This is a genomic window from Geobacillus sp. CX412 (assembly GCF_027942335.1).
Taxonomy (GTDB): Bacteria; Bacillota; Bacilli; order Bacillales; family Anoxybacillaceae; genus Parageobacillus_B; species Parageobacillus_B toebii.
Genome location: NZ_CP103461.1, coordinates 2,958,197 through 2,970,843, shown reverse-complemented (window position 1 = coordinate 2,970,843; position 12,647 = coordinate 2,958,197). Strand labels below are relative to the sequence as shown.

Below are 12,647 nucleotides of genomic sequence, written 5' to 3'. Positions count from 1 at the left end.
ATGCAGAAGCTTTGTCGATGGAGGCGGTAAAAAACTCCCATCTCTTCATGGAGTGAAGGTGGGAGAGGTCTTCATGGAGTTTATTTCCTAAAAAAAATACAAAAATGTTATTGACTTGTTAAAAAAGAGATGATATATTATGAAACGTCGTCGCAACCAAGAAAGTTGCGAAACGATGTTAGCAAAAAAAAACTTGACAATAAAAAATGAAAGTGTTAATATAAAAAAGTCGCTTTAAGAAAACAAATGTTCTTTGAAAACTGAACAAAACGAAGCGTCCACAACGAAAAGCGAAGGCGGCTTGACACCTTCGGTGTCAGTGCCGAATTAAATAAGCCAATCAACTTTCTTTTTGGAGAGTTTGATCCTGGCTCAGGACGAACGCTGGCGGCGTGCCTAATACATGCAAGTCGAGCGGACCGAACGGAAGCTTGCTTCTGTTCGGTTAGCGGCGGACGGGTGAGTAACACGTGGGTAACCTGCCCGTAAGACCGGGATAACTCCGGGAAACCGGGGCTAATACCGGATAACACCGAAGACCGCATGGTCTTTGGTTGAAAGGTGGCTTTTGCTACCACTTACGGATGGGCCCGCGGCGCATTAGCTAGTTGGTGAGGTAACGGCTCACCAAGGCGACGATGCGTAGCCGGCCTGAGAGGGTGACCGGCCACACTGGGACTGAGACACGGCCCAGACTCCTACGGGAGGCAGCAGTAGGGAATCTTCCGCAATGGACGAAAGTCTGACGGAGCGACGCCGCGTGAGCGAAGAAGGTCTTCGGATCGTAAAGCTCTGTTGTTAGGGAAGAAGAAGTACCGTTCGAATAGGGCGGTACGGTGACGGTACCTAACGAGAAAGCCCCGGCTAACTACGTGCCAGCAGCCGCGGTAATACGTAGGGGGCGAGCGTTGTCCGGAATTATTGGGCGTAAAGCGCGCGCAGGCGGTCCCTTAAGTCTGATGTGAAAGCCCACGGCTCAACCGTGGAGGGTCATTGGAAACTGGGGGGCTTGAGTGCAGAAGAGGAGAGCGGAATTCCACGTGTAGCGGTGAAATGCGTAGAGATGTGGAGGAACACCAGTGGCGAAGGCGGCTCTCTGGTCTGTAACTGACGCTGAGGCGCGAAAGCGTGGGGAGCAAACAGGATTAGATACCCTGGTAGTCCACGCCGTAAACGATGAGTGCTAAGTGTTAGAGGGGTTAAACCCTTTAGTGCTGTAGCTAACGCGTTAAGCACTCCGCCTGGGGAGTACGGCCGCAAGGCTGAAACTCAAAGGAATTGACGGGGGCCCGCACAAGCGGTGGAGCATGTGGTTTAATTCGAAGCAACGCGAAGAACCTTACCAGGTCTTGACATCCCCTGACAACCCTGGAGACAGGGCGTTCCCCCTTCGGGGGGGACAGGGTGACAGGTGGTGCATGGTTGTCGTCAGCTCGTGTCGTGAGATGTTGGGTTAAGTCCCGCAACGAGCGCAACCCTCGCCCCTAGTTGCCAGCATTCAGTTGGGCACTCTAGGGGGACTGCCGGTGACAAACCGGAGGAAGGTGGGGATGACGTCAAATCATCATGCCCCTTATGACCTGGGCTACACACGTGCTACAATGGGCGGTACAAAGGGCTGCGAACCCGCGAGGGGGAGCGAATCCCAAAAAGCCGCTCTCAGTTCGGATTGCAGGCTGCAACTCGCCTGCATGAAGCCGGAATCGCTAGTAATCGCGGATCAGCATGCCGCGGTGAATACGTTCCCGGGCCTTGTACACACCGCCCGTCACACCACGAGAGCTTGCAACACCCGAAGTCGGTGAGGTAACCCGTAAGGGAGCCAGCCGCCGAAGGTGGGGCAAGTGATTGGGGTGAAGTCGTAACAAGGTAGCCGTACCGGAAGGTGCGGCTGGATCACCTCCTTTCTAAGGATGATACGAAAAGCGAAGGCGACTGGTTAGCCCCGACAGGCGCTGGAGGGCTCGCGAGGAGGCTGTTGCCGCCGCAGCGAGACCGAAGCGGCCCGAGGGGCTAGGAGCCGAAGCTAGACAGTACGAAAAGCGGAAGCGCCGCGATCAGCTCTCGAAGCCAAATGTTCTTCACCCGCAGAAGTGCTTGCACTTCGAGGGGGAAGGTTATTTGGCACAAGAGAGCTAGGCGCTGGAGCTAGACAGCAGAAAGGCGAAGGACGCTTCGGGTTTGTTCAGTTTTGAGGGAACATGTTTATGTTTTCTTCAATCAATCCGTTTTGCGCCTGCGTCTACCAGCGGATTCAAGGAAGCTGGATTCCTCGGCGCAAGGCAGCAGAGAAGTTGATTCAAGGCAGTAGCCTTGTTCAGTTTTGAGGGAGCATTTTACTCCTTCAAGTGTTTTGTGTCTGCGTCTGCTAGTGAATTCGAGGAAGCAGGATTCCTCGACACAAGGCTGCAAGGAAGCATACTCAAGTAGTCGCCTTGCGCCTGCGTCTATGAGCGGATGCAGGAAATAAGTTGGTTCCTTGAAAACTAGATAACCGAGAAGAAAAGCGGAGGCGCCGCGGTTAGCCCCGATAGGCGCTGGAGGGCCTGCGAGGAGGCTATTGCCGCCACGGCAGGACCGAAGCGACCGTGAGGGGCTAGGCGCCGAAGCTAGACAGTGGAAGAAGCCGAGAAGCGAAGGCGGCAAGCATGAAGCTGTTTTCGCATGGTTAAGTTAGAAAGGGCGCACGGTGGATGCCTTGGCACTAGGAGCCGATGAAGGACGGGGCAAACGCCGAAACGCTTCGGGGAGCTGTAAGCAAGCGTTGATCCGGAGATGTCCGAATGGGGAAACCCACTGCCCGTAATGGGGCAGTATCCATACCTGAATCCATAGGGTATGGAGGGCACACCCGGGGAACTGAAACATCTAAGTACCCGGAGGAGAAGAAAGCAACCGCGATTCCCTGAGTAGCGGCGAGCGAAACGGGAACAGCCCAAACCAAGAGGCTTGCCTCTTGGGGTTGTAGGACCACTCACATGGGAGTTACAAAGGAACGGGGTAGACGAAGCGGTCTGGAAAGGCCCGCCAGAGAAGGTGACAGCCCTGTAGTCGAAACTTCGTTCCCTCCCGAGTGGATCCTGAGTACGGCGGGACACGGGGAATCCCGTCGGAAGCAGGGAGGACCATCTCCCAAGGCTAAATACTCCCTAGTGACCGATAGTGAACCAGTACCGTGAGGGAAAGGTGAAAAGCACCCCGGAAGGGGAGTGAAAGAGAACCTGAAACCGTGTGCCTACAAGTAGTCAGAGCCCGTTTATGGGTGATGGCGTGCCTTTTGTAGAATGAACCGGCGAGTTACGATGACGTGCGAGGTTAAGTCGAAGAGACGGAGCCGCAGCGAAAGCGAGTCTGAATAGGGCGTTAAGTACGTCGTCGTAGACCCGAAACCAGGTGATCTACCCATGTCCAGGGTGAAGGTAGGGTAACACCTACTGGAGGCCCGAACCCACGTACGTTGAAAAGTGCGGGGATGAGGTGTGGGTAGGGGTGAAATGCCAATCGAACCTGGAGATAGCTGGTTCTCCCCGAAATAGCTTTAGGGCTAGCCTCAAGGGAAGAGTCTTGGAGGTAGAGCACTGATTGAGCTAGGGGCCCTCATCGGGTTACCGAACTCAGTCAAACTCCGAATGCCAACGACTTATCCTTGGGAGTCAGACTACGAGTGATAAGATCCGTGGTCGAGAGGGAAACAGCCCAGACCACCAGCTAAGGTCCCAAAGTGCACGTTAAGTGGAAAAGGATGTGGAGTTGCCCAGACAACCAGGATGTTGGCTTAGAAGCAGCCATCATTTAAAGAGTGCGTAATAGCTCACTGGTCGAGTGACTCTGCGCCGAAAATGTACCGGGGCTAAACGTGCCACCGAAGCTGTGGGATGACCGTTGGTCATCGGTAGGGGAGCGTTCTAAGCGCGCCGAAGCGGGACCGGAAGGACTCGTGGAGCGCTTAGAAGTGAGAATGCCGGTGTGAGTAGCGAAAACAGAGGTGAGAATCCTCTGCACCGAAAGCCTAAGGTTTCCTGAGGAAGGTTCGTCCGCTCAGGGTTAGTCGGGACCTAAGCCGAGGCCGAAAGGCGTAGGTGATGGGCAACAGGTTGAGATTCCTGTACCACCTCCTCACCGTTTGAGCAATGGGGGGACGCAGGAAGGTAGGGCGAGCAGGCTGCTGGAAATAGCCTGTCCAAGCGGTTAGGCTGCCAGATAGGCAAATCCGTCTGGCGCAAAGGCTGAGCCGTGATGGCGAAGGGACCATCGGTCCCGAAGTCCCCGATCCTACACTGCCAAGAAAAGCCTCTAGCGAGGTGAGAGGTGCCCGTACCGCAAACCGACACAGGTAGGCGAGGAGAGAATCCTAAGGTGCGCGGGAGAACTCTCGTTAAGGAACTCGGCAAAATGACCCCGTAACTTCGGGAGAAGGGGTGCTCTCTTGGGTGATGAGCCCGAGAGAGCCGCAGTGAAAAGGCCCAAGCGACTGTTTACCAAAAACACAGGTCTCTGCGAAGCCGAAAGGCGAAGTATAGGGGCTGACACCTGCCCGGTGCTGGAAGGTTAAGGGGAGCGCTTAAGCCGCAAGGCTGAAGGTGCGAACCGAAGCCCCAGTAAACGGCGGCCGTAACTATAACGGTCCTAAGGTAGCGAAATTCCTTGTCGGGTAAGTTCCGACCCGCACGAAAGGTGTAACGACTTGGGCACTGTCTCAACGAGAGACCCGGTGAAATCATATACCTGTGAAGATGCAGGTTACCCGCGACAGGACGGAAAGACCCCGTGGAGCTTTACTGCAGCCTGATATGGAATTTTGGTATCGCTTGTACAGGATAGGTGGGAGCCTGAGAAGCCGGAGCGCCAGCTTCGGTGGAGGCGCCGGTGGGATACCACCCTGGCGGTATTGAAATTCTAACCCGCACCCCTTATCGGGGTGGGAGACAGTGTCAGGTGGGCAGTTTGACTGGGGCGGTCGCCTCCCAAAAGGTAACGGAGGCGCCCAAAGGTTCCCTCAGAATGGTTGGAAATCATTCGTAGAGTGCAAAGGCACAAGGGAGCTTGACTGCGAGACGGACAGGTCGAGCAGGGACGAAAGTCGGGCTTAGTGATCCGGTGGTTCCGTATGGAAGGGCCATCGCTCAACGGATAAAAGCTACCCCGGGGATAACAGGCTGATCTCCCCCAAGAGTCCACATCGACGGGGAGGTTTGGCACCTCGATGTCGGCTCATCGCATCCTGGGGCTGTAGTCGGTCCCAAGGGTTGGGCTGTTCGCCCATTAAAGCGGTACGCGAGCTGGGTTCAGAACGTCGTGAGACAGTTCGGTCCCTATCCGTCGCGGGCGCAGGAAATTTGAGAGGAGCTGTCCTTAGTACGAGAGGACCGGGATGGACGCACCGCTGGTGTACCAGTTGTCCCGCCAGGGGCACCGCTGGGTAGCTATGTGCGGAAGGGATAAGCGCTGAAAGCATCTAAGCGTGAAGCCCCCCTCAAGATGAGATTTCCCATCGCGTCAAGCGAGTAAGATCCCTCGAAGATGACGAGGTCGATAGGTCCGAGGTGGAAGCGTGGCGACACGTGGAGCTGACGGATACTAATCGATCGAGGACTTAACCAAGCGGAAAAGCGTAGGCGAGCGCTTAGCGCCAAAAGGAAAATGTTCTTCCGACGAGACATGCTTGCATGTCGACGGAGGAAGGTTATTTTCCGCAAGGCGCTGCGAGCCGGAGCTAGACAAAGTGAAAAGCGGAGGACGCTAGGAGCTAGACAACGGAAAAGCATAGGCCGCCTATGCAAAACGGCTTCTTCCAAACAGACGGTTATCTAGTTTTGAAGGAATGAATTACCCATCTTGACAAGACTATCTATTTATATATAATAAAACTTGTCCATTACTTGCCTAGTGACAATAGCGGAGAGGAAACACCCGTTCCCATCCCGAACACGGAAGTTAAGCTCTCCAGCGCCGATGGTAGTTGGGGCCAGCGCCCCTGCAAGAGTAGGTCGTCGCTAGGCAATTCATACGGAGGATTAGCTCAGCTGGGAGAGCACTTGCCTTACAAGCAAGGGTCGGCGGTTCGATCCCGTCATCCTCCACCATGATAATATATATGAAGTGTGATTTTCCTTACATTCATGCCGGCTTAGCTCAATTGGTAGAGACGAGCCTAAGCTTCCGTGAATTCACTGCGAGTTGTCCCGACGCATATCACTTCGCTGAATAAGTGAGAAGAGGAAGGGACACAAAAAATTAAACGTATATGTCAATACTTCTTTCTTATGCCGGCTTAGCTCAATTGGTAGAGCAACTGACTTGTAATCAGTAGGTTGCGGGTTCAAGTCCTGCAGCCGGCACTGTAATAGTATGAGCCATTAGCTCAGTAGGGGAGCAACAAGCCTAAGCTCCTATGAATCCGCTACGAGTTGCCTCGACGAATCCTGCTTCTTTGAATTCACTAGTAGAGGAAGAGGCAACGAGAAACAACGAGTGTCTTTATTTACCACACGAGCCATTAGCTCAGTAGGTAGAGCATCTGACTTTTAATCAGAGGGTCGGAGGTTCGAATCCTCCATGGCTCACTTTTGCGGGTGTGGCGGAATTGGCAGACGCACCAGACTTAGGATCTGGCGCCTTACGGCGTGGGGGTTCAAGTCCCTCCACCCGCATCTTATAAGCGTGCGGAAGTAGTTCAGTGGTAGAACACCACCTTGCCAAGGTGGGGGTCGCGGGTTCGAACCCCGTCTTCCGCTCCATTAATGCCGCCGGGGTGGCGGAATTGGCAGACGCACAGGACTTAAAATCCTGGGGTAGGTAACTACCGTGCCGGTTCGAGTCCGGCCCTCGGCATATGCGCTCGTAGCTCAATTGGATAGAGCATCTGACTACGGATCAGAAGGTTAGGGGTTCGAATCCTCTCGAGCGCGTTAATCTTTTAATGAATATGTAGGAAGCGGGAAGTAGCTCAGCTTGGTAGAGCACATGGTTTGGGACCATGGGGTCGCAGGTTCGAATCCTGTCTTCCCGATTTAGAAAATATGGGGCCTTAGCTCAGCTGGGAGAGCGCCTGCTTTGCACGCAGGAGGTCATCGGTTCGATCCCGATAGGCTCCACCAGTAATAATAAAGAATTTGGCGGCGTAGCTCAGCTGGCTAGAGCGTACGGTTCATACCCGTGAGGTCGGGGGTTCGATCCCCTCCGCCGCCATTGAAATGGACCTTTAGCTCAGCTGGTTAGAGCAGACGGCTCATAACCGTCCGGTCGTAGGTTCGAATCCTACAAGGTCCACCATGTTCTTTAATATGATGGAGGAGTACCCAAGTCTGGCTGAAGGGGTCGGTCTTGAAAACCGAGAGGCGCCGCAAGGCGCGCGGGGGTTCGAATCCCTCCTCCTCCGCCATACATCGTTACTCGTTACTATAGTATATCGCCGCGGGGTGGAGCAGTCCGGTAGCTCGTCGGGCTCATAACCCGAAGGTCGCAGGTTCAAATCCTGCCCCCGCAACCAATATTGGTCCCGTAGTGTAGTGGTTAACATGCCTGCCTGTCACGCAGGAGATCGCGGGTTCGAGTCCCGTCGGGACCGCCACAATGAACTAAGTATATGGATCGGTAACGATGAATGATACTTCCATGAATATGCTGCGAGTTGTCCTGACGCATCTAACATTGCTGAATAATCTAGAAGAGGAAAGGACAAGACAACACAGAATATTAAGATAATAAAATGGCTCGGTAGCTCAGTCGGTAGAGCAAAGGACTGAAAATCCTTGTGTCGGCGGTTCGATTCCGTCCCGAGCCACCACTCACTCTTAAGTTTTTCTGTCTGATGTGCCGGCTTAGCTCAATTGGGGAGCAACGAGCCTAAGCTTCCATGAACTCGCTCCGAGTTGCCTCGACGCATCCAGCATCTTTGAGTTCGCTAGTAGAGGAAGAGGCAATGAAAATAATTTAGACAAATTTCATATGCCGGCTTAGCTCAATTGGTAGAGCAACTGACTTGTAATCAGTAGGTTGCGGGTTCAAGTCCTGCAGCCGGCATCAGATTGTGGCGACTATGGCGAAGTGGTTAACGCACCAGATTGTGGCTCTGGCATGCGTGGGTTCGATTCCCACTAGTCGCCCCATGTTATGCGGGTGTAGTTTAGTGGTAAAACCTCAGCCTTCCAAGCTGATGTCGTGGGTTCGATTCCCATCACCCGCTTCTTGGGCCTATAGCTCAGCTGGTTAGAGCGCACGCCTGATAAGCGTGAGGTCGGTGGTTCAAGTCCACTTAGGCCCACCATATTGCATATTATCTGATAGTGAGTTAAACTAATATTAGACTTGCTTTATTCCGCAATAGCTCAGCGACAAGCACTACATCGATGAGTTCACTGCGAGTTGCCTCGACGCATCCATCATCTTTGAGTTTGCTAGCAGAGGAAGAGGCAACGAAAACCAAATGAAAACTAGAAGGTTTGTATCTTTTGTCCCGACGCATCTTGCTTCTGTGAATTAGCTAGAAGAGGAAGGGATAAAGATAATTTCGTATATGATTAATGCCATTCTCTTTATTCCGCAATAGCTCAGCGGTAGAGCAACCGGCTGTTAACCGGTAGGTCGTAGGTTCGAATCCTACTTGCGGAGCCATACGGAGAAGTACCCAAGTGGCTGAAGGGGACGGTTTGCTAAACCGTTAGGTCGCAATTTTGCGGCGCGCGGGTTCAAATCCCGCCTTCTCCGCCATTCAATGTGGCCCGTTGGTCAAGTGGTTAAGACACCGCCCTTTCACGGCGGTAACACGGGTTCGAATCCCGTACGGGTCATAAAAGCACCAGTTACGCTGGTGCTTTTGTTCTTTCCATAAAACGAAATTTGTCGAATTTTTTCGTTTTATAGTTGCAATCTAATACATCCTCTGTTATAATCAATACCGTTAACTTAATGTTGTTCATGATAAATGCGGTTTTGTATTCGGAGAATGTATACGCGGGTGTAGTTTAGTGGTAAAACCTCAGCCACGAGCAATACATCATCGAATTTGCTTCGAGTTGATTGCGGGTTGCCTCGATGCATCCATCATCTTTGAGTTTGCTAGCAGAGGAAGAGGCATGACAACTGCGCGTTGTATACAGATTTAAAGAATAAAAAATAATATGCGGGTGTAGTTTAGTGGTAAAACCTCAGCCTTCCAAGCTGATGTCGTGGGTTCGATTCCCATCACCCGCTCCATCGCAAATAATGGTTATGGGGACAACGCAGTGTTTCGTTTCTTCAAAGAACGAGGCATTGCGTTTTTTATTTTTTATGTAATTTTTTACACAAGTTGAAAGACAGCATCACCTCCATGAATTTGCAAGAACATCTTTTGCATGGACTGCAACAGTTTTTCACATTGTTCTTGTTTCATAGATGGCAGTAAATAAACAATTTGAACGGCGTTTTTCGTTTCTTTTGTAACAGCTGTTCGTTGGGAATCAACAATCGGACTGCCAAATGGCCCGTGAACATCCTTTGATACGAGCTTATGAGAAAAGTTGACAGTGCGCCCGTTGATAGCGATATACTCGTCTTGGTCTGTTCCAATATCAATGGTAATCGGTCCTTCCAATTTATCTAAATCATAAATGCCAATTGGAATTTTATAATAAAGTGAAAAGAAATTGTTCACGTCGGCTGCGGAGTGGATAGTTGGGATAAAGTTTTTCTTTTGAATACGTCGATATAAGCTTTCCGACGAAGGACGATATCTGCTCGGGTCTGTTCCGATCGTTTTAAATGCCCTGCGCCATTCCGCCAGTTCAGGAATATCTGCAATCGCTGTTTCCTGCAAATCAAAGTAAATGGATTCTTGAAATAATTGGAGTCTTCCTTTTAACATTTGCGGAGAATCATCAACAACGATATGATTATAAAGTATAATCCCTACTTTAAATTGAGGTATCATTTGTTTTATTGTTTCCGCGACAACTACGTCCATCTGCTTTCACCTCGAAATTTTTTCTTTATTGTAACATAGATTCCGAATTTTAGCGAAAGGAGGGATAACGATGGATGTGGCGGCTCTAAAACAAGAGATTATTGAATATAGCAAAACGATTGGTATTGATAAAATTGGATTTGCTAGTGCTGATCCGTTTGTCGAGTTAAAAGAGCGGCTTCGTCGCCAACAAGAGTTAGGATATCAATCAGGATTCGAAGAGCCGGATATTGAAAAGAGAACCAATCCTTCCCTGCTTTTGCCAGAAGCAAAGTCTATTATTGCGATTGCCTTAGCATATCCGTCCAAAATGAAAAATGCTCCGCGTGGTACAAAAACAGAAAGACGAGGAATTTTTTGCAGGGCATCATGGGGAAAGGATTATCATTACATTTTGCGGGAACGTCTTGAAAAATTAGAAGCATTTATTTTAGAGAGAGTTCCTCAGGCTAGAGTAAAATCGATGGTAGACACGGGAGAACTGGCTGACCGTGCTGTTGCGGAACGGGCTGGAATTGGTTGGAGCGGAAAAAATTGTTCTATTATTACTCCAGAGTTTGGTTCTTATGTTTATTTAGGAGAGATGATTACCAATATTCCGTTTCCACCTGATGAACCGATTGAAAGCCGCTGTGGAACGTGTACGAAGTGTATCGATGCTTGCCCGACGGGAGCGCTCGTGCAGGGAGGACAATTGAATGCACAGAGATGCCTTTCATTTCTGACACAAACGAAAGGTTTTTTAGCTGATGAATTTCGTGATAAAATTGGAAATCGATTATATGGATGTGATACGTGCCAAATGGTTTGCCCTGAAAATAAAGGAAAAGACTTTCATCTCCATCCAGAGATGGAGCCGGACCCTGAAGTGGTAAAACCAAAATTAATTCCGCTTTTGCATATAAGCAATCGAGAATTTAAGGAAAAATTCGGTTCGATTGCTGGGGCTTGGCGAGGGAAAAAGCCGATTCAGCGAAATGCCATTTTGGCTTTAGCGCATTATAAAGATCAAACAGCTATTCCGGATTTACTAAAACTATTAAAAGAAGATAGCCGTCCGGTTATTCGCGGAACAGCGGCGTGGGCGCTTGGAAAAATTGGTGATACACGCGTTATTTCCGATTTAGAGGAAGCAAGCAAAACGGAAAAAGACCCGGAAGTTCTTGCGGAAATCGAAAAGGGACTACAATTATTGCGGTCAAATGAGGAAAAGGGAAAAAATCGCTCACCTGTCACATAAGTTAATAGCAAAAAAGAAAGCGGTGAGCGATGTGAAAAAACAGCTGCAATATTTATTAGAAAAAAGAGCTCAATTTTTTGTGTCTAAAGACGAACGCAATGTAGAAGAAGCAGTGGAAAGGAAGCAGCGGCTATTCGAGAAACGCGGCGCAGAAATTGTCCGCTGTTCCATTAATAGCCAAATTGTAAGCAAGCATGTAATGGAAACTGGGGGGAAGCTTGCTTATTTAGCTCATTATCAATTTTTAATAAAGCATGGCAGCAAGATGTACGTTGAGGAACAAGTGGAGGAAAGAAGAGCGTATTTTGAACGTGGAGAGTTAGTGAAAGATGAAAAAATAATTGTGAGCGAGGAAATGGTCCCGCCTCGTTTAGAACGTGAGATGTTAGTGGATGAAAGAATTTCTATAAAATATGATCGAGCAAAGGCGGTGCGTTATGCTGAAACGTGGTGGAACAGCTACAATCCCGCGTTTCCACGGTTTAAGGTAGATTGCACGAATTTTATTTCCCAATGTTTATACGCAGGTGGAGCCCCGATGACAGGGTATCCGAATCGCGCAAAGGGATGGTGGTGCAAAAACAACAATTGGAGCTATAGTTGGGCGGTGGCACATTCTTTCCGTTGGTACTTGAGCGGAGCGCGTGTTGGATTACAAGCGGTTGAAGTATCATCGCCAGAACAATTGATGGCTGGAGATGTGATTTGTTACGACTTTGAAGGGGACGGTCGTTTTAATCACTCAACGATTGTTGTAGCGAAGGATGCGAACGGAATGCCGTTAGTGAACGCTCATACAACAAATAGCCGCATGCGCTATTGGTCATATGAAGATTCCACGGCGTATACACCTAATATTCGCTATAAGTTTTTTCATATCATTGATCGAAAATAACAATATAGTTTGAGGTGATCGATATGCCACTACATGTAGTACTATATCAACCGGAAATTCCAGCAAATACGGGGAATATTGCACGTACGTGTGCAGCAACAGATACAGCGCTTCATTTGATTCGTCCGCTCGGTTTTTCGACCGATGATAAAATGTTAAAACGCGCCGGTCTTGACTATTGGCCATATGTAAATATTTCTTATTATGATTCATTGGAAGAGTTATTTGAGCGGTATCCAAACGGAGAATTTTACTTTATCACTAAATTTGGAAAAAAATACTATGATTCTTTCGACTTTAGTGATATGGAAAAAGATCATTTTTTTGTGTTTGGACGTGAAACGACGGGATTGCCAAAAGATTTGCTTGAAGCGAATATGGATCGCTGTCTGCGCATTCCGATGAACGATAAAGTCCGTTCCTTAAATTTATCCAATACTGCAGCTATTTTAGTCTATGAAGCGTTGCGTCAGCAAAAATTTAACGGTTTATTTTAAATAAAAAACGACCTTCTGAAAAGGAGGTCGTTTTTTATGCATTAATTTTTTACACCTGGTTTATCTTCGTAG

4 protein-coding genes, 23 tRNA genes and 3 rRNA genes are annotated in these 12,647 nt (G+C 49.6%); 29 read left to right on the top strand and 1 reads right to left on the bottom strand.

From position 1 onward, the window contains the following. Window positions 1–349 precede the first annotated feature (349 nt). The 26 genes from NXM86_RS15570 to NXM86_RS15445 all read left to right on the top strand — a co-directional run bounded on the left by NXM86_RS15570 (window position 350) and on the right by NXM86_RS15445 (window position 9,195). A 16S ribosomal RNA gene (locus NXM86_RS15570) occupies window positions 350–1,907 on the top strand. A gap of 759 nt (window positions 1,908–2,666) precedes the next feature. After that, window positions 2,667–5,601 (top strand): 23S ribosomal RNA (locus NXM86_RS15565). A gap of 281 nt (window positions 5,602–5,882) precedes the next feature. Further along, window positions 5,883–5,999, top strand: a 5S ribosomal RNA gene (rrf, locus tag NXM86_RS15560). Together the 16S, 23S and 5S rRNA genes with 23 tRNA genes alongside form the textbook arrangement of a ribosomal RNA operon. 9 nt (window positions 6,000–6,008) lie before the next feature. After that, a tRNA-Val gene (locus tag NXM86_RS15555) sits at window positions 6,009–6,083 on the top strand. A gap of 182 nt (window positions 6,084–6,265) precedes the next feature. Beyond that, window positions 6,266–6,338, top strand: a tRNA-Thr gene (locus NXM86_RS15550). A 152-nt stretch (window positions 6,339–6,490) separates the two neighbouring features. Further along, window positions 6,491–6,563: transfer RNA gene (locus tag NXM86_RS15545), tRNA-Lys, on the top strand. 5 nt (window positions 6,564–6,568) lie between these two features. Continuing rightward, window positions 6,569–6,650, top strand: a tRNA-Leu gene (locus NXM86_RS15540). Between the two features lie 12 nt (window positions 6,651–6,662). Then, window positions 6,663–6,737: transfer RNA gene (locus NXM86_RS15535), tRNA-Gly, on the top strand. Between the two features lie 8 nt (window positions 6,738–6,745). Further along, window positions 6,746–6,831 (top strand) — tRNA-Leu (locus tag NXM86_RS15530). A gap of 3 nt (window positions 6,832–6,834) precedes the next feature. Continuing rightward, window positions 6,835–6,908: transfer RNA gene (locus tag NXM86_RS15525), tRNA-Arg, on the top strand. Between the two features lie 27 nt (window positions 6,909–6,935). Continuing rightward, window positions 6,936–7,009: transfer RNA gene (locus NXM86_RS15520), tRNA-Pro, on the top strand. Window positions 7,010–7,021: 12 nt separating this feature from the next. Continuing rightward, a tRNA-Ala gene (locus NXM86_RS15515) sits at window positions 7,022–7,097 on the top strand. Between the two features lie 17 nt (window positions 7,098–7,114). Then, window positions 7,115–7,188: transfer RNA gene (locus NXM86_RS15510), tRNA-Met, on the top strand. A gap of 7 nt (window positions 7,189–7,195) precedes the next feature. Further along, window positions 7,196–7,272 (top strand) — tRNA-Ile (locus NXM86_RS15505). Between the two features lie 16 nt (window positions 7,273–7,288). Beyond that, window positions 7,289–7,381, top strand: a tRNA-Ser gene (locus NXM86_RS15500). 31 nt (window positions 7,382–7,412) lie between these two features. Next, window positions 7,413–7,489, top strand: a tRNA-Met gene (locus NXM86_RS15495). Window positions 7,490–7,494: 5 nt separating this feature from the next. Further along, window positions 7,495–7,570: transfer RNA gene (locus NXM86_RS15490), tRNA-Asp, on the top strand. Window positions 7,571–7,710: 140 nt separating this feature from the next. Then, window positions 7,711–7,786 (top strand) — tRNA-Phe (locus NXM86_RS15485). A 163-nt stretch (window positions 7,787–7,949) separates the two neighbouring features. After that, window positions 7,950–8,022 (top strand) — tRNA-Thr (locus NXM86_RS15480). 10 nt (window positions 8,023–8,032) lie between these two features. Beyond that, window positions 8,033–8,108 (top strand) — tRNA-His (locus tag NXM86_RS15475). Window positions 8,109–8,114: 6 nt separating this feature from the next. Then, a tRNA-Gly gene (locus tag NXM86_RS15470) sits at window positions 8,115–8,185 on the top strand. A gap of 4 nt (window positions 8,186–8,189) precedes the next feature. Then, window positions 8,190–8,266, top strand: a tRNA-Ile gene (locus NXM86_RS15465). Window positions 8,267–8,538: 272 nt separating this feature from the next. After that, a tRNA-Asn gene (locus NXM86_RS15460) sits at window positions 8,539–8,613 on the top strand. Between the two features lie 3 nt (window positions 8,614–8,616). Beyond that, window positions 8,617–8,709 (top strand) — tRNA-Ser (locus tag NXM86_RS15455). Window positions 8,710–8,717: 8 nt separating this feature from the next. Continuing rightward, a tRNA-Glu gene (locus NXM86_RS15450) sits at window positions 8,718–8,789 on the top strand. A gap of 332 nt (window positions 8,790–9,121) precedes the next feature. After that, window positions 9,122–9,195, top strand: a tRNA-Gly gene (locus NXM86_RS15445). An 85-nt stretch (window positions 9,196–9,280) separates the two neighbouring features. Here the strand turns inward: NXM86_RS15445 and NXM86_RS15440 are convergent. Then, window positions 9,281–9,943 (bottom strand): B3/B4 domain-containing protein, encoded by a 663-nt coding sequence (locus tag NXM86_RS15440; RefSeq protein ID WP_089096858.1) that lies wholly within the window; start codon window positions 9,941–9,943, stop codon window positions 9,281–9,283. Window positions 9,944–10,013: 70 nt separating this feature from the next. On the opposite strand from NXM86_RS15440, the gene queG reads away from it, so the two are divergent. The 3 genes from queG to trmL are packed head-to-tail and all read left to right on the top strand — an operon-like array spanning window position 10,014 to window position 12,575. Then, entirely contained in the window at window positions 10,014–11,183 is a 1,170-nt protein-coding gene (gene queG / locus NXM86_RS15435) for a tRNA epoxyqueuosine(34) reductase QueG (RefSeq protein ID WP_062756312.1), read from the top strand. Between the two features lie 31 nt (window positions 11,184–11,214). Then, window positions 11,215–12,078, top strand: a complete 864-nt coding sequence (locus tag NXM86_RS15430) for an amidase domain-containing protein (RefSeq protein ID WP_498958252.1) — start codon at window positions 11,215–11,217, stop codon at window positions 12,076–12,078. A 23-nt stretch (window positions 12,079–12,101) separates the two neighbouring features. Beyond that, the gene (gene trmL / locus NXM86_RS15425; RefSeq protein ID WP_012749226.1) at window positions 12,102–12,575 is read left to right on the top strand and encodes a tRNA (uridine(34)/cytosine(34)/5-carboxymethylaminomethyluridine(34)-2'-O)-methyltransferase TrmL; all 474 of its coding nucleotides are present in this window, start codon (window positions 12,102–12,104) and stop codon (window positions 12,573–12,575) included. Window positions 12,576–12,647: the final 72 nt, after the last annotated feature.